The following is an 18060-nucleotide window of genomic DNA, read 5'->3' on the forward strand; positions in this document are numbered from 1 at the left end:
CTGTGGGAACGAGCTTGCTCGCGAAGAGGGCGCGTTTCAGGAACTGACTATTCCGGTTTGAAACCTGGTTTTCCGTTGGCGGCCCGCCATTCCTTGATGGCTTTTAATGCACCAGCGGGGCTGTCTTCGACCCCCTCGGCAGGGTAGTACAAAATATCCGAGCCGCTCGGGTGTTCCGAAATTTTCACTATGTTGTCCACTATCGCGTCGTGCTCTCTCTCGGATGAGTAGTCTCCTTCAACCAAGCGGTTTATGAGGGCGATAAACTCTGACTCTGTATATTCTTCAAACCTGGATTTAAATTTCATTGTTTGGTCCTCCTCTGCTTGGCGTGGATTTTTATGTGTTGGCGCGGTGTCAACAGTCGGAGATTGTCTGCATCGTAAACCATGCCACCTTCACCGATAGGCACAACATGATGTATCTCTATTTTTACCCTTCTCCCTACATGTTCTGCTTGGGGGGCACGTGGTGAAAGCCCCTTTTTGATATCGAGTTGATTAAAGTATGGAAACTCATGCATTAATTGTTCATTACTTTCCACTGCCTTCCAAAACGCCCGCCTAAACGCTTTAAAACTGGAAAATTCCTGTCCCCTCAGCGTATCCGCAATCTGCGCGGGTATCGGCGCACCTTCCGGGGTTGACGCGGCCCCCAGCCAATTCCCCGATATCACTTGCCCATTCCCCGAAGCGACTCCCGGATCCTGACGACGATCCCTGAACATCGTGAAGGTCGGCGGGATGCCGGACTCGATCGGGAATACGGTGATGAAGCCACCGAAGTCGTACTGGTCCAGTTCGGGAAAGGGGTCGATTCGCCCGCCTTGCGGGGTGACCGTTGCACCTTCGTAGATCGGCAGATCGGTGTCGGCGAACGGCAAATCCGTCGAAGGATTCAGCGGTTGTACCAAAGGTGTCCAGGTCAGGGTGGGACCCTTGGCCTCGGCGTCGCTGGAGATGTACGCATTTTTTCCTGCATCAAAACGGGCCAGTCTTACCGGCACGTTGGCCGGTACTGTGACGCCGTCCGTACCGACGACAACAATCTCCGCGCGGTTGCCGATCGTCCTGGAACCGAGCCTCACCGGCAGGTCGACGTCTTTGCCGCTGGCCGCCCGTTCGTACAGGTCGACAGCGTTCAGATCGGGAGCGAGTTCCGAGAGCGGAACACTGGCCGAATAAAGATCGCCATTGCCCAGCCTGGATGGCATCAGCAGTGCTGCGAAACCGACCAGAACGGGCGCCGCTGCGGCGCTCACGACAGAAACGGCGGTGCGCAAAGCGGTTCTGAGCGCCAGTGAGGTGGCCTGGCTGGTGGCGATGTGGCCGAGCGTGGCGCTAAACGTTGAGTCAAACGCAGCCAGTGAACCAACGTTGGCAAATGTCGGGTTTTGCCAGCGGGCGTCGCTCTCGGCTTGCCATTGTTCATGCAGGCGTTTTTGTTGCGCGGCCAATCTGGCCCTGGCCCGGCGCGCTTGCTGCTGCTTTTTCCTTTTGGCCTTCCTCTGCGCCTGACGCTGCTCCTTCAAGCGCTGTGCTTCCTGTTCTCTTTGAACCCGCGCCTGTTCAGCCTCTGCCAGTTCACGTTGGCGACGAGCCTCTTCGGCCAATGCATGTTGACGCTGCTGCTCGGCGGCGATAAGGGCCCGTTCGGCAGCCACGCGCTGAGCCTCTGCCTGTTCACGCTGGCGACGTGCTGCATCTGCCAACGCCTGCTGACGCTGCTGTTCAGCGGCGATTCTGGCGCGCTCGGCGGCCTGACGCGCCGCTTCGGCGGCAGCGGCTTGTGCCTGTTCGTTGGCCTGCACGGTGGCCAGCCAGTTGTGCACATTGGCTTGTTGTTGATGAAGAACGTTGAGGGTCTGAGCCAGCAATCTGGCTTCGAGCGCTGCTCGATAGGACAGTTTCCACAGGTTCATTCCCGGGCCGTTGGGGCTGAGAATCGGGTCGATGATCTGTGCGCGGGAGAGGAACTGGGAAACCGTTTTGTCGGTAGGATCGCTGCCGTAGAAACCGTGGGACAAATGGGTCTGGTGTTGCAGTTGTTGGTTTTTTCGCTGAATCACGGTGTTGCGTACACCCAGCTCGCGGACCAACGATGCAGCCGGTGGTAGCGGGTGGGTCGAGATTTCCTGTCGTGCGGCTGCCAGATCCGTTTCGATGGTCTGCGGAATCTGTGCTGTCTTGCCTTGATATTCCGCCTCCAGCGGGCCGGTAAAGTTTTGCAGTACTTGCTGATATTGGCCGGTGCTTCGCGGAGGGCCGAATCGGCCGCTGTTGGGAATCGTGGTGCCGGTCGAGGGGTTTATTCGCATGCCTGGAGGTGCTTTCCCGATTGTGTGGACGGCCTCGGTCAATTCGAACGACGATGGTTTTTGCATATTCATATCCTTTTGAATGTGCATTGTTTTTCGATAAGTAACGGGTGAGCAGTCAATTGCTTCCTGCCGATCAAAGTTACAACGAAGTGCTCAGGGAAATATCCGAGTCTTCTGTAGGCGCTGACAGGAGATAAGGCGGAAGTTTTCGCCGAAAAGAGGGTTTTGGTGGATGCTTCTTTTATGTAATCGGACGTTTCCTATGCAACGAAAGGAAATACCTTTCAAGCCGCATGTTTTGTAGTGCCGTTAAACCTTCATCCATAAAAAAAGCGCCCCGGTCTGGCCGGGGCGCTTTTTGTGTGGCAGCGGTTAAATCAGAACGTGTACTTGAAGCCGGTCATGATGTTGCGCGGTGCGCCGTACATGCCGTGGTCGCCGGCGTAGCTGAGGTATTCGCGGTCGAATACGTTGTTCAGGTTGACCGAGGCGCTGAGGTTTTTGCTGATGTCGTAGCGCGCCAGCAGGTTGGTGACGGCGTAGCTGCCTTGCTGGAAGGTATGCAGGTCGGCACCGGTCTTGCTCTGCCAGTTCACACCGCCGCCAACGGTGACTTTGTCCAGGATGCCCGGCAGGCGATAGCTGGTGAAGGTCTTGAGGCTGTGACGGGGCAGGGTGGTGACGATGCGCTGGTCATCGGCATCGGTGCTGACTGCGTAGGCGTAACCGGCAGACGCTTGCCAGCCTTCGGCCAGTTCGCCATCAAGGGTGAACTCAGCACCTTTGGTGGTGGTGCCTTGTTCGGATTTGTAGGTGTTGCCGCCCGGGGTGTCGATCCAGATCGCCAGGTTGTCCTGCTCGATCTTGAACAGCGCGAAGCTGGAGTTCAGCTTGCCATCGAAGTGGCTGCCCTTGACGCCGACTTCGTAGCCGGTGCCTTCCATCGGGTCCAGAGGCTTGTTGTTGATGTCGCGTACCCAGGACGATTGCGGGTTGAAGATCTTGGTGTAGCTGGCATACAGCGACCAGGTGTCGTTGACGTCGTAGACCACACCCGCGTAAGGAATGTAGACACCGGTTTCCGATTCCTTGGTCTTGGTTTCTGCACCGCCGTACGGCTTGTCTTCGATGTCGCGATGCCAGTCGACCACGCGGCTGCCGAGCAGGATGCTCAGGTCATCGGTGGCACGCAGGCGGGTGGCCAGGTACGCGGCGTATTGAGTTTCATCGACGGTGGATTTGCCGGTGACGTTGAATTCGGGTTTGACCGAGTCGCCGTTCCAGTTCAGCAGGTTGTCGATGGCGCCGGCAGGGGAGCCGGAGTAGTCGTATTTCCAGCTGCCGTAGTTCGGCACGTTTTCGTTGTATTGCGACAGGGTCACACCGGCGATCAACTCATGCTCGCGACCCAGCAGGCCGAACGGGCCGGTCAGGTAGGCGTCGATGTTGTTCTGGCGCGGGGTACCGGAGAAGCGCACCGGCAGTTGGGTCGTGCCGCTGCCGTCCGGGTTCAGGCCACCGTTGACGTAGTTGAAGACCTCGTCGAATTTGTTCTCGGAGTGAGTGAATTCAACCTTGCCGCTCCAGCCATTGCCGAACTGCTGTTCGATCGAGGTGAAGAAGCTGGTTTGTTCGTGATCGTTATACGACCAGGTCTGCGCCGAGTTCAGCGAACGGCTGAGGTTGGTGCGCGAACCGTCGGTGAAGCGGGTCGGCAGGCCCGAACGCATTGGCGAATCGACGTCGGTGCGCTGGTAGCTGAAACCCATGGTCAGCAGCGTGTCTTCGCTCAGGTCGAATTCAGTGATGCCGTACATCAGCTGCGAATCTTGCTTGTAGCGGTCGATCCAGGACTGTTCGGTCTTGAAGTCGCCGACCAGTCGGCCACGGATGTTGCCGGTTTCGGTCAGCGGCCCGGAGACATCGAAACCGGTGCCGTAGCGATCCCAGTTGCCGGCTTCAGCGGTGACGCTGGCCTGAGCTTCGGCAGTCGGACGCTTGCGGATCAGGTTGATGGTGGCCGAAGGGCTGCCCAGGCCGCTGATCAAACCGGTGGCGCCACGCACCACTTCCACACGGTCGTACATCGCCATGCTCTGGGTGTAGTTGTCCATGCGCTTGACGGTCGGCACGCCGTCGATTTCGAAGTTCTGGATCTCGAAACCACGGGAGAAGTAACCGTCGGACTCTGCGCCCTGGCCGTCACGCAGCACAATGATGCCCGGTGTGGCGTCGAGGGTGTCGCTGAGGTTGGTCAGACGCTGGTCGTCGAGGCGCTGACGGGTCATGACGGTCAGTGACTGTGGGGTTTCCTTGGGTGTCAGGTTCAGGCGCGTCGAGCTGCTGGACGAGTACGTGGTGTACAGCCCGGAGCCTTCAGTGGTCGACCCCGGCGCCTTGCCGGAAATCGATACCGCGCCCAGCTCCAGTGCGTTTCCCGCGCCTGCACCGGTGGCCGGCACCAGCGAAACGGAGTTGCCGGTCAGTTGATAGGTCATGCCGCTCCCCAGCAGCAAGTTGTCCAGTGCCTGTTTCGGCTCCAGGTGCCCGGATACCGCGTTCGAGTTCAGGCCAGCCAGGGATTCCGGGCTGTAGAGAATCTGCAGATTGGCTTGTTGCCCCAGCTGTTGCAGTGCTCGGGACAGCGGTTGCGCAGGGATGTTGACGTCGACCGGCGTCGCTTGAACCTGGGTGCTGCCCAACAGCATCAGCGTCAGCAGAGCACCTGACAGCATTGCGCCACGCGGATTGCGGCGGGAGATGGCCTCGGCCAGAGGGGTGCGGGACAACTTTAAGGCTTGCATTTGCTCGGGATGCTCCTGAAGTGCGAGTGCAGTTTTATTAGTTAATGATAATTAGACGCAACACTGCGTAAAAACCGGAAAAATCCCGCGAACCGCGAAAGTCTCTGCTATCGCGCGAAGGCGGGATCAGCTCATCCCTGAGCGGTTGGCGTATCAGGCCGGGTTGAGCGCGGTTTTGACTTTGCCGGCATCCATGCGCACCAACTGGTCGGCGACATCGAAATAACGGTCATCGTGGGAGATCACGATGATGGTCTTGCCCAGGCGTTTGAGATCGGGCAGCAGCTCGGTGTAGAAGATCCGGCGGAAGGTCGGGTCCTGATCCGCGGCCCATTCGTCGAACACCAGCACCGGGCGCTCCTCCAGCCACGCATTGACCAGCGCCAGACGCTTGCGCTGGCCGGTGGACAGGTCGGTGGTGGTGAAGCTGCCGTCCTGCACGCTGACCTTGTGGGCGATTTCCAGGCGTTGCAGGTATTTGTTGGCGTCGTCGGGAATGTGCGTATCGCCTTGCACCACGTCATCGAACAGGTAGTAGTCGGCAAACACCGTGGTGAACAACTGGCGGTAATCGTCGCGGGTGAGGGCAGTCACGCATTCGCCGTTGAGACGGATTTCTCCTTGTTGTGGCGGATACAGGCCCAGTAGCAGTTTGATCAGGGTGGTCTTGCCGCAGCCGTTTTCGCCGACGATGAATACGATGTCGCCTTGTTCGATCTTCAGGTTCACCGGCCCCAGCGTGAACGGCTTGGCCTCGCCCACGGCCGGGAAGGCGTAGCGCACGTCCTTGAGTTCCAGGCTCTGCACCGGCTCGGCTTTCTTGCCCTGATCGCTGAGCAACAGATGCGGCTCGGGCGAGGAGAACTGCGCCGACAGTTCAGCGATGCGGCGGAAGGCAATCTGCGCGCGGCTGACCACCGGCAACGTGCCGACCAGGTGTTCCAGCGGACCTTTCATGTACAGCAGCACCAGGACGAAACCGCTCATCACGGTTTTATCAGCGCTGGGCCAGAACGATTGCAGGGCCAGCGCCAGACCGATGACCACAAAGAACAGCATCGAGCCGAAACTCTTGGCAATCACGAACGTGTTGATCGATTTGATCTGGGTCTTGCAGATGAAATCGGCCGTGCCCTTGATGCCACTATTGAACATACGCTGGCGGCGCGGGCGGTGTATGCGCAGTTCCTTGGCGCCTTCGGCAATCGCGTTGTAGTGCTTTTGCAGTTCGTCTTCAGCGTCACGGGCGGCGAAGAAACCCTTGATCCCGCGACCTTGGGCGAAGTACTGGATGCCAGTGCCGATCAGGATCGCCACGACCATGATCAGGAACATTGGCCACGACAGCATCGCCAGGTACCCCATGCAACCGAGGGTCACGGTCAGCGAGATGGCCAGTGGCGCGAAGGCGAAGGCGAAGTCGCTGATGGTGTCGACGTCGTGGGTCAGCACCGGAATCAGGCGATGGCTGCGATAGCGTTCAATCTGTTCGATCGGTGCCGACAGCACTTTCTCGCCCAGCTGTTTGCGCAGGGTGGCGATGATGTGCTGGCCGACATAGTTGGTGCCGATGTCCGAGCAGATCGAGCTGAGCAGCGCCAGCACGCACAGGCCACCGAACAGCGCGACCACGCCTTGGGTCAGGCCGGATTCGGAGTGCAGCGCGTTATTGATGGTGGCCAGCAGGACCGTAACACTCAGGCCACCGACCATCCCCAGAATGACCGACAGTGCGACGACGAGCCGAAAAGGTTTGAGTAGGGTGAACAATTCATGAATTGCACCGCGCGTAGGCTGGGTCATGACAGGACAGTTCCTTGGGTCGTAAGGCAGATACCCTGTAGAACGTCTGATCCGGAGCTTAATTTAGACGGTCGCCGACTGGCGGCGACCGTGGGGAGAGCAGAAGCGTTACTGCGGATTACAACTCACGCACGACACGGAAACCGATCCAGTCGCCGCGGGTCTTCGGATCGATGTCGTTGCGGTTGCCTGAACGAGAGAATACCGGCGCTTCCCCCCAGTCATTGCCACGAATGCGCAGGGTGTCGCAGTTGGGTTCAAGCCACGCGCTGCCATCGGTTGGCGCACCCTTATAGTCCGGGTGATAGCAGTCTTCGACCCATTCATAGACATTGCCGTGCATGTCGTACAGGCCAAAGGCGTTGGCCGGGTAGCTGCCCACCGGCGAGCTGAAGCTGTAACCGTCCGCCGGGCCGTAGGTGTTGGCGTGTTTGGCGATGCTATAGCCTTTGCCCTCGTCGAACGGGAAGGGAAAAGGGCCTTTGGATCCTGCCCGGGCACCGTATTCGCGCTGGGCTTCACTGAGCATGCTGTACTTCTGCCCGGTTTTTTTCGACAGCCAGGCGACGTAGTTCTTGATGTCCTGGAAATCCATGCACACCGCCGGCTGACGCGGGGTTTGCGGATAGCGCGGTTTGCTGGCGATGCACTCGCGACCGGGGCGCGTGTCGCCGTTGGCGATCACTGCACCGCTCTGGCGAATGTAGCTGTCCCATTCACCGGCGGTGATCTGGAAGCGGCTCATGGCGAAGGGTTTGGCGAAGGTTACTTCATGCATCGGGCCTTCGTCAGGTTCGCGGCCCACTTCATCCTCAGGCGTGCCCATGGTAAAGGTGCCGGCCGGGAGTACGACCATTTCCGGGCAGTCTTTGCAGTCCTTGAATACCTTACCCGCGGCGGGCGGTGTCGCGGCCTGTGCGGCAGTCGGCAGCAGACCGGTCATGAGGGCGGCGAGGGCCAGTGCCTTGAGCGCGTTGGCGCCGTGGGCAGGGGGCAACAGATCACGTTTCATGAGTCATCTCGTTTAAAGGAAAGCGGGGTGTCAGAGCTGTTTGTCGAGTACGGCCATGAAACGCTCGATGTCGTTTTCGCTGTTCAGCAGGCCGGGGGCGATGCGGATCACCGGGCCGACGTCGCGCTCCACCGCGTCACACACCACGCGGTTTTGCATGAGCTGGGCGGCGACTTGTTCGCAGTCGCGATCCTTGATCCGGAAGAAGGTAAAACCGGCAGACAAATCGGCGCTGCGGGGTGTTACCAGTTCAATCGAGCGGTGTTCCAGCAAGCGGTTCTTGGCGTAGGTGTTGAGTTCGTGAATGCGCGTTTGCACCTCGCGTTTGCCCAGCGCCAAATGCAGCTTGAACGCTTCGTCCAGTGCCCAGCGGTGTTCGAAACTGTGATACCCGCCGGGGGTCATGATGGTCGAGAACGTGGTGGCCTCGGAAAAGGTCGGGATGGTCGGGGTGACGTCCTTGAGTTCACTGGAACGTGCGCAAATGATCCCGGTACCGCGGGGGCCGAACATCCACTTGTGGGTGCCGGCGATAAAGAAGTCGCAATGCATGTCGGGGAAGTCGAGGTCATCGACACCGAAACCATGCACGCCGTCGACGACGTACAGGATGCGATCCTTTTCCTCGCGCTGGCGATTGTGCTGATCCACCAGTTTGCCGATCTCGCCGATCGGCAGTTTCACGCCGCTGCCCGATTGCACCCAGGTCATGCCCAATACGCGTGTTTCGCGGCGAATGCCTTTGTCGATGTTGCTCAGCACTTCGTCGACGGACACTTTGGCGCTGCTGTCGAACAACTTCAGTTTGCGCACCTTTACGCCATCTTTCTGTTGGCGATAACCCAAGGTGTAATTTGTCGAGTAATGTTCGTGTTCGGTGGTGAGGATTTCCTGATCGGCGCGTACATGAATGCCGCCATAGATCAGCGCCAGACCTTCGGTGGTGCTGCCGGTGAGAGCAATCTGCTCGGGCTTGGCCTTGAGGTAGCGACCGGCCCATTCGCGCACGGCTTGCTCGCGCTTTTCGCTTTCACCCAGATCCCAATCCATCGCACGTCCGGGGTTGCGGTCGAGGGTTGCGCGGTAACGCTCGATGGCTTCGCGCACCGGGCGCGGATGGGAGGTCACGAGGAAGTTGGCGAAATGCAGGTAATCCGGGTCCTGATCGAACAGCTGGCGCAATTGCGCCCATTTGTTTCCGGCGGGCGGTTGTGGATTGGCGGCGCCGGCCGGCAGGTTGACGGCAGCGCCCAAGGGCAGGCCGGCGGCAAGGATGCCGGCCTGTTTGAGGAAAGAACGACGGTTGGTCATGAGATCAGATCGCTTGTTCGAAGAGGTGTCAGCGGTTGACCACAGGCCTGGAGGATTTTTGTACCTGTTCCCAGACCCGCAAGAAGTTGCCGCCCCACAATTTGGCGATGTCGGCCTCGCTGTAGCCACGCGAGATCAGCTCGGCGGTTACGTTGCGCGCTTCGCTGACGTCCTTCCAGCCATCCAGGCCGCCGCCATCGTTGAAGTCGGAACTGATGCCGACATGGTCGATGCCGATTTTCTTCACGGCGTAATCAATGGCGTCACCGAAGTCCTTGAGGTTGGCCTTGGGTTCTTCGTCGACGATTGAATAGAGCTGGCCGGCGTACTCGCCAAAGCGTTGTTCCGGCCACACAGTGATGATCGGGTCGCCAGGCATCAAGGCCATTTCCAGGCCCTGCAGCGGCTGCAGATCAAACTTCGCACGCAACGCGTTGAGCTTGTCCTGGGTGGCCTGGCTCAACGGGCGCAGGTAAGTCGGGAAACCGACAATCTGCACGACGCCGCCGCTGTTCTTGATCAGTTGCATTTCCTGGTCGCTGATATTGCGCGGGATATCCACCAGCGCCCGGGGAGCCGAATGGGAGGCCACGATCGGTGCGCGGCTCAGCTGTGCGACTTGTTCCAGGGCCTTGGTCGACATCTGCGAGACGTCGATGATCACGCCCAGATCGTTGAGCCGATGCACGGCCTGTTTGCCAATGTCCGACAGACCGCCAAGCGCATCGCGGGTGTCATTGAAAAACGGCAGGGGGCGCGAAGAGTCGGCCCAGTCGTTGTTGCCCACGTAACTGAAGCCGAACATTCGCATGCCCCGTGCGGCCCACTTGTCCAGGGCGTTGAGATCGTTGCCCAGTGGATAGGCGTTGAGCATGCTGATGAAAATCGCAAACTTGCCTTCGCCATGCAGGCGGCGGAAATCGTCCGGGGTGTAGGCGATGGCGACCTGATTGGGGAAATCGCGGACCAGGGTGCTGATGATCTTGTAGCGGGTTTCCTGTTCGAAGCGGGCCTCTTCTACAAAACCGGCGGTGGGACGGTGTGGCGCGTTGGCGCCGTTCCAGATTTCCGGCCAGCCGAAGATCGTCAGGGCGGCACCGGACAGGCGCCCGCGGGCGGTTTTCACCAGATCGAACTGGCCGCTGCCATCCTTGTCGGCTTCGTTGCCGGCTGTGCCGAAATCCAGCGGCACGGTGATGTGGCTATCGAACGAAATGATCCGATCCTGCAACTCATCGGCTTGCTGCATGACTTTGACCGGGTAGCCGGGATTGTCCTTGAACCAGTGTTCCCAGACCGCAAAGCCTGCGGCAGCGCTGATCGCCAGGGCCAGCGGCAGGCCAATGTAAAGAGCCTTTTTCGAACGTGGTGTTGTCATTGCCATCTCAGTCAGGTTCGCCGTCGAGTTGCGGGCGCAGGGGCCTTCGCTATTTGGGTGGAACGACTGGGCAGCCGGGTAATTTAGGCCTGGCTGAAAAGAACGCAGCCCGATTCAGGCACTGCCGAAGGCTGCGAACTTTTCGGGGCGCCATAAATTTACCTCTGCAACAAACGTTCTAGCTTGGATAAAGCCTGCTTCATGGCTGACACAGGTAGGGCAATGAAGATTTCTCGACGATGGTTCATGGCGGGCCTGGCACTGACCGGCGCCGCTGTGCCAGCAGCGTATTTTGGGCATCGTGAATGGACGAAGCCGGATCCGACGATCACCCCGGGTGAGGCGTCGTTCGACATCGCGGATGTTGCCGGGCAACGCCTGGCGGATGCGCTGCGCGGTATCTGGCAGATTCGTTTCGAGGGCCATGACGCCGGTATCGCGGGTTTGCCCAGGGACGGTCTGGAAGTGTTTCTCGATGTGGCCCACAAAGGGCGCGGCGTTATCGGCTTTCTCGACACGGCCGAGCGTTTGCGCTCGCCTCAGGCGCCGCGCTACCGCATTCTCGCGGACCTCGCCGATGTCAAAGCCTCGCAGTTGAGCTGGCGTCTGGTCAGCGCATCGGCGGCCGACGGTGCACCGGACTACGAATTCAACATGGCGCTGGATGAAGTCTGGGGCGGCTTCGGCAACGCCGGCAGCGGCAGCCTCAGCGGGCGCGTCCTCAGACTGGATCGGCCGTTGATGCTGCCGGCGCAGGACAATCGTTTTATTGCCGTAAAACGCATGTTCCCCGAGGCACGCGAGCGGGCCGGGTTGAACCCGACGCTGCTGGCCTGGCTGATCTCCCCCGAGCACCGCCTGTTCCACCAACTCTGGCACGCCAGCCGCGACAAGTGGCACACCTTGAGCGAGGAAAAACGCGGCGCCCTGCGCGGTATCGGCTGGCAGCCTGGCCCGCGTGGCAAGGAGCGCGACGCCCGTGGCCCGCGCAAGGATCGCAATGGCTCGGGTATCGATTTCTTCTTCATGCACCGGCACATGCTGGGCACGGCGCGATCAATGCAGGATCTGCCGTCGTGGCAGCATTTTCCCCTGCCGCAGCCGGAATTGATCCGCGATCGCCAGGGTTTTGCCGATTATTTCGACAATCACGACGGCACTTCGCTGCCGCCGACCTGGCTGGCCGAGGACGATGACGAATACTCGCAATGGGTCAGCGACATCAAGACGGCCGAGACTTATCACAGTAATTTCCTGGTGTGGGAATCGCGCTACCGTGACCCGCGCTACCTGGCCAAACTGACCTTGGGGCAGTTCGGCTCGGAGGTTGAGCTGGGGCTGCACGACTGGCTGCACATGCGCTGGGCGTCTGTGCCGCGCGATCCCTCCAACGGTCACCCGGTGCCGTTTGCGCGTGATCCGGCCGATTTTTCCGCGCGTTGGTACGCCGCTGAAAACGATTTCCTGGGCGATCCGTTCTCCTCTCATGTGAGCCCGGTGTTCTGGGCGTTCCATGGCTGGATCGATGATCGTCTGGAAGACTGGTTCCGCGCGCACGAGCGCTTTCATCCGGGCGAAGTCAGTCGCTTGCAGGTCAATGGCGTGCCGTGGTTTGCACCGGGACGCTGGGTGGAAGTCGCCGACCCATGGCTTGGGCCGAGCACCCACGGCTGCAGCACGGTACCGGGCCTGCAGCCAGGCAAGTCAGTGGAGATGGATCCGGAAACCATGAAGCTGGCCCTGCGCATCACCTTCAGCGATGACGAGAAAGTGTTGTCGTCGTTGTTGCGCAAGGTGCCGCAGCGTCCGTGGTATGCGCGTCATCTGAAGCCCAGACAGACTCCGGTCTGAGACGGTATTCACTGCCATCGCCAGCAGGCTTGCCCCCCCCCCCCACCCATTCAGCTGCACCGATGAATGTGGTGGGGCCCGGCCTGCTGGCGATTGCACTTGCAGGTCAGCGCGATGCCAGTACCTGCCAGCCGCCGCCTAATGCCTTGTACAAGGCAATGCTTGCCTGCATTCGTGACAATCTCAACTGCACATTCAAATCCTGCGCGGCATAGAGCGTGCGTTGGGTTTCCAGTACCGTCAGCAAATCCTCTGCGCCGGCCTGGTAGCGACTCTGGGCGATGTCGAACGCCGTTTGCGCTTGCCGCAGCTCCTCGCTTTGCCATTGCCGTTGCTCGTCGAGGCGGCGAATGCTGTTCAAGGCTTTTTCGACATCGGCGAAGCCATTGATGATCGCGCCGCGATAGTTCTGCAGCAGTTCTTCCTGGCGCGCAGTGGCTTTGTCGCGCTCTGCGCCGAGACGACCGTTATTGAAGATCGGCCCGATCAATCCGGCGGTCAGGTTGTAGAAGGGGTTGCGCAGAACGTCGCGGAACTGGTCGGCCCCGGAGCCGATATCGGCACTGAGGCTGACAGTCGGCAGCATGGCAGCGCGGGCAACCTTGACGTCGGCCTCGGCGGCGGCCAGTTGCGCTTCGGCGCGCGCGATGTCCGGGCGGCGATTGAGCAGATCGCTTGGCACGCCAGTGGCGATTTCCGGCCAATGCAGTTGATCGAACGATTCCCGGTTCAGCACGAGAGCCTGAACCGGGCGACCCAGAAGGGCTGCGAGGCTGATCGAAGCGTCCCGGGCCTGTTGTTGCACCAGCGGCAATTGCCGTTGCTGGGCCGCTACCAGGCTTTTCTGCTGAGCCAGTTCCAGGGCGGTGGCTGAGCCTGAGTCAAAACGTGTCTGCACCAGTTTCAAAACGCTTTGCGCGTTGGCCAGATTGAGCTCGGCAATGCGGCTCTGCTCGCGCAGCGACAAGGTTTGCGCATAGGTGTCGGCGACACTGCCGAACAAGGTCAGCTCCACCGTGGCACGATCGAACTCGCTGGCCTGCAAGGCGAATTGCGCACTGTCGCGAGAGGCTTGTTTGCCACCCCAAAAGTCGATTTCGTAACTGGCATTCAGATTGGCGTCGAAGTAATCCACGGCCTTGTTACTGCTGTCGGCATCCAGTTGGCTGTAGCCCTTGCCGCGTAACAGTTTCTGCCGATTGGCATTGAGCGTGGCCTGCACTTCAGGCAATTGTGAGCCGCCGGCGATCACGGTGCCGGCCTGGGCCTGGCGTACCCGAGCCATGGCGGCGGCGAGGTCGAAACTGCCAGTGCGAGCCTGTTCGATCAGGCGATCGAGCTCTTGGCTGCCGAACTGCGTCCACCATTGCGGGTTGTTGCGGGCAGTGCTGTCAGCCTGCGCTGACTGCCATGCGGCGGGAGGCTGCAAGCCGCTGTCCGGACGCTGAAGGGGATTGGCGCAGGCGCTGAGAATCAGGCACACGGTCAACAAACTGAAGCGCGGTTTCATAGATCGATCATTCACTGGTAAGGGCCGTGACCGGGTCGAGCCGGGCAGCTTTGCGGGCCGGCATGAAGCCGAAGACAACACCGGTGATCAGGGCGCAGCCAAAAGCGCCGAGCACTGCCAGCAGCGAGAAGGCGACGGCGATGTCACTGAGGATCAGCACGCCACCGACGATCAACGCCAGGGCAATACCGGCGATCCCGCCGACCACCGAGAGCATCACCGCTTCGGTGAGGAACTGACGCAGGATGTCGCGCTGGCGAGCGCCGGTGGCCATGCGAATACCGATCTCGCGGGTACGTTCGCGCACCGTCATGAGCATGATGTTCATCACGCCGATACCGCCGACCAGCAGCGAAATCGCCGCAATCGATCCGAGCATCAGCGACAGGGTATTTTGCGTGCGCGCTTCGGCCTGGATCATGGCGGCGTTGTTGGTCAGTTCGAAATCCTTTTTGCCGTTATGCAGGCGCAGCATCATGCGCTCGATTGCCTGTTCGGTTTCCTTGACCTTGCGTGCATCGGCGGCAGCGATGGCGACGTACTCCGGGTTATACGTGCCAAACAGGCGCGTGCTGGCGGCGGAGTAGGGAATGGCGATGCGGTCGTCACTGTCTGAATCGCCGGAACTGGAGCCTTTTTCGGCGAGAACCCCGACCACTTGAAAGGGCACGTTTTCAATCAGGATGTACTGCCCGATGGGATTGGCGACGTCCTTGAGCAACTTGCTTCGGACTTTGTGGCCGATGACGGCAACCGCAGCGCCACTGGCTTCGTCGGCGGCGGTGAAGTAAGCCCCTTCAACCACCGGCCAATTGAAAATCTTCGGGAAATTGGTGTCGTTGCCGCCCACGTAACTGTTGTGATCGAGATTGCCGTAACGCACCACGGCTTCGGCGCCGTTGACGGGCATGATCTGCTTGATCAGCGGCAGGGTGGCGAGCACTGCGAGGTCGTCGAGGGTGATGATGCCCTGCGGTGCACGTGGGTGCGGAGGGACGCCACCCAGGTAAATGATGTTCGAACCGAAAGCGCCCATCTGCGCCATGACCTGACGTTTGCTGCCTTCGCCCACTGCGAGCATGACCACCACCGAGGCTACGCCGATGATGATCCCGAGCAGGGTCAGCGCCGTGCGAAAGCGGTTGATCCACATCACTCGCCAGGCGGCATGCAGAGCGTCCACCAGCTCGCCTTTCCAGGCACCGGAGGCTTGCGCACCTTCGCTCAGGCGCTTGCGCAGATCGACGGCTTGCAGGGCGCCGGGGTTGGCCGTGGCCTGGGCTTCGGGGTCGTCCCGGGCGCTGTCGCTGATGATCAGGCCGTCGCGGATCTCGATGATGCGCTTGGCCCGCGCTGCGACTTCGCGGTCGTGGGTGATCAGGATGACCACGTGGCCCTGGCTCGCCAGCTCGTCGAGCAACGCCATGACTTCCTTGCCGCTGTGGCTGTCGAGGGCGCCGGTGGGTTCGTCGGCCAGGATGATGTGGCCGCCGTTCATCAATGCCCGGGCGATCGACACCCGCTGCTGCTGGCCTCCCGACAACTGATGTGGACGGTTGCCGGTGCGCGAGGCCAGGCCGAGGCGATCGAGCAGGGCGGCCGCGCGGGCGTGGCGTTCGGCGGCGGGTGTGCCGGCGTAGATTGCCGGCATCTCGACATTCTCCTGGGCCGAGCCGGACGGAATCAGGTGATACCCCTGAAACACGAAACCGAAGGCTTCACGCCGTAGCCAGGCCAGTTCGTCGGTGTCGAGGCCGGCGACGTTTTCCCCGGCAAAACGGTATTCGCCAGAGGTGGGTCGGTCGAGGCAGCCGAGAATGTTCATCAGCGTCGATTTGCCGGAGCCGGAAGCGCCGACAATCGCCACGAACTCACCGGCGTGGATCGACAGGTCGATCCCGCGCAGCACATGCACTTCGGGGGCGTCGCCACCGCCGTAGGATTTGCGGATGTTCTGCAGGTCGATCAGGGGCGTCTGCATTCAGCCTCCGCTGCCGTCGGCCGGGCCGATCAACAGGTGATCGCCCTCGTTCAAACCTTCCAGCACCTGGACTTTCAAGCGATCGCTGATGCCGGTGTGTACTTCGCGGGACTGGATGTCGCCATTGGCGGCGATCACCTGCGCGGTCTGCCGGTTTGTCGTGGCAGTGCCTTGCAGGGCGGCAACCGGTGCGGTGAGAACGTCTTTTGCCTGACTGGCGACGAAGAATACCTGGGTGGTCATTTCCGCCATCAGTGCGTTGTCGGCGTTGTCGACATCCAGCAGCACGGTGTAGAGCACCACGCGGGCGCTGCCGCTTTTGCTGGAACTGACAGGGCTGCCGCCGCCCTGGCTGGTCTGGTCCAGCGGCTTGGGCGGCACCGGCAGGATTTGCCGCACGGTGCTGCTCCAGCGCCGCTGGCCGCCGCTGAGGGTGGTGAAGTAGGCGGTCATGCCCGGTTTGACGTGGCCGATGTCGGCTTCGGAAACCTCCGCCCACACGGTCATTGGCGACAGCTTGGCGATGCGCAGGATCAGCGGTGTCTGTTGTTGTGCGTTAAGGGTCTGGCCTTCGCGGGCATCGAGGGCCACCACGGTGCCGGCCATCGGCGCATAAATGCGGGTGTAGCCGAGTTCCGCCTGATCGCTGCGCAGGCTGGCTTCGGCCTGACGGATCTGGGCCTGGAACATGTCGATGCGTGCCTGGGTGGCTTTCAGTTCGGCGCGGGCGGTCTGCACGTCTTCTTCGCGTGTGGCGCCGCCAGCGGCGAGATGCTGCTGGCGCTGGTATTTCTGCTGCGCGAGTTCGTGCTGGGCTTTCTGTTCCTGTAATTGGGCCTTGAGGTTTTCGATGGAAAAACGCCCGGCGTCGAGTTTGGCTTTCTGGGTCGACGGATCGATTTCCACCAGCAGCTGACCTTCCTTGACCACGTCGCCGACCTCTACATGGATCTTGCGGATCTGCCCCGACGCCTGGGCGCCGACGTCCACATAACGCCGTGGTTGCAGGGTGCCCAGTGCGGTAACGCTGCTTTCAATATCGCCGCGGGTCACTTGTACGGTGGCGAACCTGTCCCGCCCGGGAGGCAGGATCTGCCAGGCGGCGTAGGCGATAACGGGGATCAAGCAAAGGACTACGAGCAGGGCGCGTCGGGCGGGGCGGGGACGTTTCATGCAGGGTTCCGGCCAGTGGAAATCGGCCCGTCGTTCAGAGGAGTGCGCGGGGTCAGGCACCGTTGAACGCTGCCGCAGGGCGCGACAGACACGGGGAGCTGTCCTGTAAACGAAGAAAGCGGAACGGAATTTAAGTGGCGACACAGGTTGTTACAGCAATCTGAAGGTATAGCCGGCCACTATTTGTCGGGCAACGACAAACACTACTTTAAATCTATATGAGAATTACTATAAATTACGCACCTCAAGTTGCCACTATCTTGCTACTGCCTCGGGCGGCTCGGCAGAACAGTGTGCTCAAGGACAAAACCCGCACTCGAGCGGCCGGGAGTCATGTTGGAAAACTACTATCGTGAGCTGGTGTGTTTCCTGAACGCCAGGCTCGGCAACCGACAGGTGGCCGAAGATGTGGTGCATGACGCTTATGTACGGGTCCTGGAGCGTTCCAGCGATACGCCGATCGAACAGCCCCGGGCCTTCCTTTATCGCACCGCGCTGAACCTGGTGATCGACGACCATCGGCGCAATGCCCTGCGTCAGGTCGAATCGCTGGAAGTGCTCGACAGCGAAGAGCGCTATTTCACCCCGTCCCCCCACAGCACCCTCGATCATTGCCAGCGTCTGGACATGTTGCAGCGTGCGCTGGCCGAGCTTTCGCCGCTGTGCCGCGAGAGTTTTTTATTGCGCAAGATCGAAGGCCTGTCGCACCCCGAGATCGCCGAGCACCTTGGTATTTCCAAGGCCCTGGTGGAAAAGCACATCGTCAACGCCATGAAACATTGCCGCCTGCGAATCAAACAATGGGATGCCCATTGAGCCGTCGCCGTTAAATTTTATTTCACTGTCCTCGTTCCTACTCAACAGACGATCTGCTGTCCTGCTCCGGGCCGGCCGGTCACCCAAGCTCTTCCTCCGCG

Annotated in this window: 12 protein-coding genes; 2 read left to right on the forward strand and 10 right to left on the reverse strand. The window is 60.5% G+C overall.

What is annotated here, in order from left to right; all coding sequences use genetic code 11:
* Positions 1 to 47 precede the first annotated feature (47 nt).
* The 7 genes from ACKUG4_RS10165 to pvdM form a co-directional block, all read right to left on the reverse strand.
* Positions 48 to 308, reverse strand: a complete 261-nt coding sequence (locus tag ACKUG4_RS10165) for a bacteriocin immunity protein (protein ID WP_085612870.1) — start codon at positions 306 to 308, stop codon at positions 48 to 50.
* Entirely contained in the window at positions 305 to 2407 is a 2103-nt protein-coding gene (locus ACKUG4_RS10170; protein ID WP_445433925.1) for a pyocin-S2/colicin E7-DNase domain-containing protein, read from the reverse strand. Before ACKUG4_RS10170 ends, ACKUG4_RS10165 begins: the two co-directional genes overlap by 4 nt.
* 290 nt (positions 2408 to 2697) lie before the next feature.
* Positions 2698 to 5124, reverse strand: coding sequence for a TonB-dependent siderophore receptor (locus tag ACKUG4_RS10175; RefSeq protein ID WP_085649014.1), 2427 nt, complete (start codon positions 5122 to 5124; stop codon positions 2698 to 2700).
* Between the two features lie 153 nt (positions 5125 to 5277).
* Positions 5278 to 6927 carry a cyclic peptide export ABC transporter gene (locus ACKUG4_RS10180; protein ID WP_064594771.1) on the reverse strand — a complete coding sequence of 550 codons (1650 nt, stop codon included), beginning with the start codon at positions 6925 to 6927 and terminating at the stop codon, positions 5278 to 5280.
* Between the two features lie 118 nt (positions 6928 to 7045).
* The gene (gene pvdO / locus ACKUG4_RS10185; protein WP_064594772.1) at positions 7046 to 7939 is read right to left on the reverse strand and encodes a dihydropyoverdine dehydrogenase; all 894 of its coding nucleotides are present in this window, start codon (positions 7937 to 7939) and stop codon (positions 7046 to 7048) included.
* Between the two features lie 30 nt (positions 7940 to 7969).
* Positions 7970 to 9250: a pyoverdine-tailoring periplasmic protein PvdN gene (pvdN, locus tag ACKUG4_RS10190; RefSeq protein ID WP_085612865.1), complete on the reverse strand. Its 1281-nt coding sequence runs from the start codon at positions 9248 to 9250 to the stop codon at positions 7970 to 7972.
* Between the two features lie 28 nt (positions 9251 to 9278).
* Positions 9279 to 10628: a pyoverdine-tailoring dipeptidase-like protein PvdM gene (pvdM, locus tag ACKUG4_RS10195; RefSeq protein WP_064594775.1), complete on the reverse strand. Its 1350-nt coding sequence runs from the start codon at positions 10626 to 10628 to the stop codon at positions 9279 to 9281.
* Positions 10629 to 10850: 222 nt separating this feature from the next.
* Here pvdM and pvdP point away from each other — a divergent pair, with 222 nt between their 5' ends.
* Positions 10851 to 12479, forward strand: coding sequence for a pyoverdine maturation tyrosinase PvdP (gene pvdP, locus ACKUG4_RS10200; RefSeq protein ID WP_236189406.1), 1629 nt, complete (start codon positions 10851 to 10853; stop codon positions 12477 to 12479).
* 106 nt (positions 12480 to 12585) lie between these two features.
* Here the strand turns inward: pvdP and ACKUG4_RS10205 are convergent, their stop codons facing one another.
* From ACKUG4_RS10205 to ACKUG4_RS10215, 3 genes are read right to left on the reverse strand one after another with little or no spacing between them, the layout of a single operon-like run.
* Positions 12586 to 13989: an efflux transporter outer membrane subunit gene (locus ACKUG4_RS10205; RefSeq protein WP_445433926.1), complete on the reverse strand. Its 1404-nt coding sequence runs from the start codon at positions 13987 to 13989 to the stop codon at positions 12586 to 12588.
* A gap of 7 nt (positions 13990 to 13996) precedes the next feature.
* Positions 13997 to 15970, reverse strand: coding sequence for a MacB family efflux pump subunit (locus tag ACKUG4_RS10210; RefSeq protein ID WP_445433927.1), 1974 nt, complete (start codon positions 15968 to 15970; stop codon positions 13997 to 13999).
* Entirely contained in the window at positions 15971 to 17143 is a 1173-nt protein-coding gene (locus ACKUG4_RS10215) for an efflux RND transporter periplasmic adaptor subunit (RefSeq protein WP_445433928.1), read from the reverse strand.
* 333 nt (positions 17144 to 17476) lie between these two features.
* Here ACKUG4_RS10215 and ACKUG4_RS10220 point away from each other — a divergent pair, with 333 nt between their 5' ends.
* Complete coding sequence (locus tag ACKUG4_RS10220; protein ID WP_445433929.1) at positions 17477 to 17959, forward strand: sigma-70 family RNA polymerase sigma factor; 483 nt, start codon at positions 17477 to 17479, stop codon at positions 17957 to 17959.
* The last annotated feature ends 101 nt before the right edge of the window (positions 17960 to 18060 follow it).

It is taken from the genome of Candidatus Pseudomonas auctus (assembly GCF_048654275.1).
In the GTDB taxonomy this organism is placed as follows: domain Bacteria; phylum Pseudomonadota; class Gammaproteobacteria; order Pseudomonadales; family Pseudomonadaceae; genus Aquipseudomonas; species Aquipseudomonas pharyngis.

Coding starts and splice junctions, on each gene's coding strand:
- ACKUG4_RS10165 (WP_085612870.1), bottom strand. CDS start 308: ATGAAATTTAAATCCAGGTTTGAAGAATATACAGAGTCAGAGTTTATC.
- ACKUG4_RS10170 (WP_445433925.1), bottom strand. CDS start 2,407: ATGCACATTCAAAAGGATATGAATATGCAAAAACCATCGTCGTTCGAA.
- ACKUG4_RS10175 (WP_085649014.1), bottom strand. CDS start 5,124: ATGCAAGCCTTAAAGTTGTCCCGCACCCCTCTGGCCGAGGCCATCTCC.
- ACKUG4_RS10180 (WP_064594771.1), bottom strand. CDS start 6,927: ATGACCCAGCCTACGCGCGGTGCAATTCATGAATTGTTCACCCTACTC.
- pvdO (WP_064594772.1), bottom strand. CDS start 7,939: ATGAAACGTGATCTGTTGCCCCCTGCCCACGGCGCCAACGCGCTCAAG.
- pvdN (WP_085612865.1), bottom strand. CDS start 9,250: ATGACCAACCGTCGTTCTTTCCTCAAACAGGCCGGCATCCTTGCCGCC.
- pvdM (WP_064594775.1), bottom strand. CDS start 10,628: ATGACAACACCACGTTCGAAAAAGGCTCTTTACATTGGCCTGCCGCTG.
- pvdP (WP_236189406.1), top strand. CDS start 10,851: ATGAAGATTTCTCGACGATGGTTCATGGCGGGCCTGGCACTGACCGGC.
- ACKUG4_RS10205 (WP_445433926.1), bottom strand. CDS start 13,989: ATGAAACCGCGCTTCAGTTTGTTGACCGTGTGCCTGATTCTCAGCGCC.
- ACKUG4_RS10210 (WP_445433927.1), bottom strand. CDS start 15,970: ATGCAGACGCCCCTGATCGACCTGCAGAACATCCGCAAATCCTACGGC.
- ACKUG4_RS10215 (WP_445433928.1), bottom strand. CDS start 17,143: ATGAAACGTCCCCGCCCCGCCCGACGCGCCCTGCTCGTAGTCCTTTGC.
- ACKUG4_RS10220 (WP_445433929.1), top strand. CDS start 17,477: ATGTTGGAAAACTACTATCGTGAGCTGGTGTGTTTCCTGAACGCCAGG.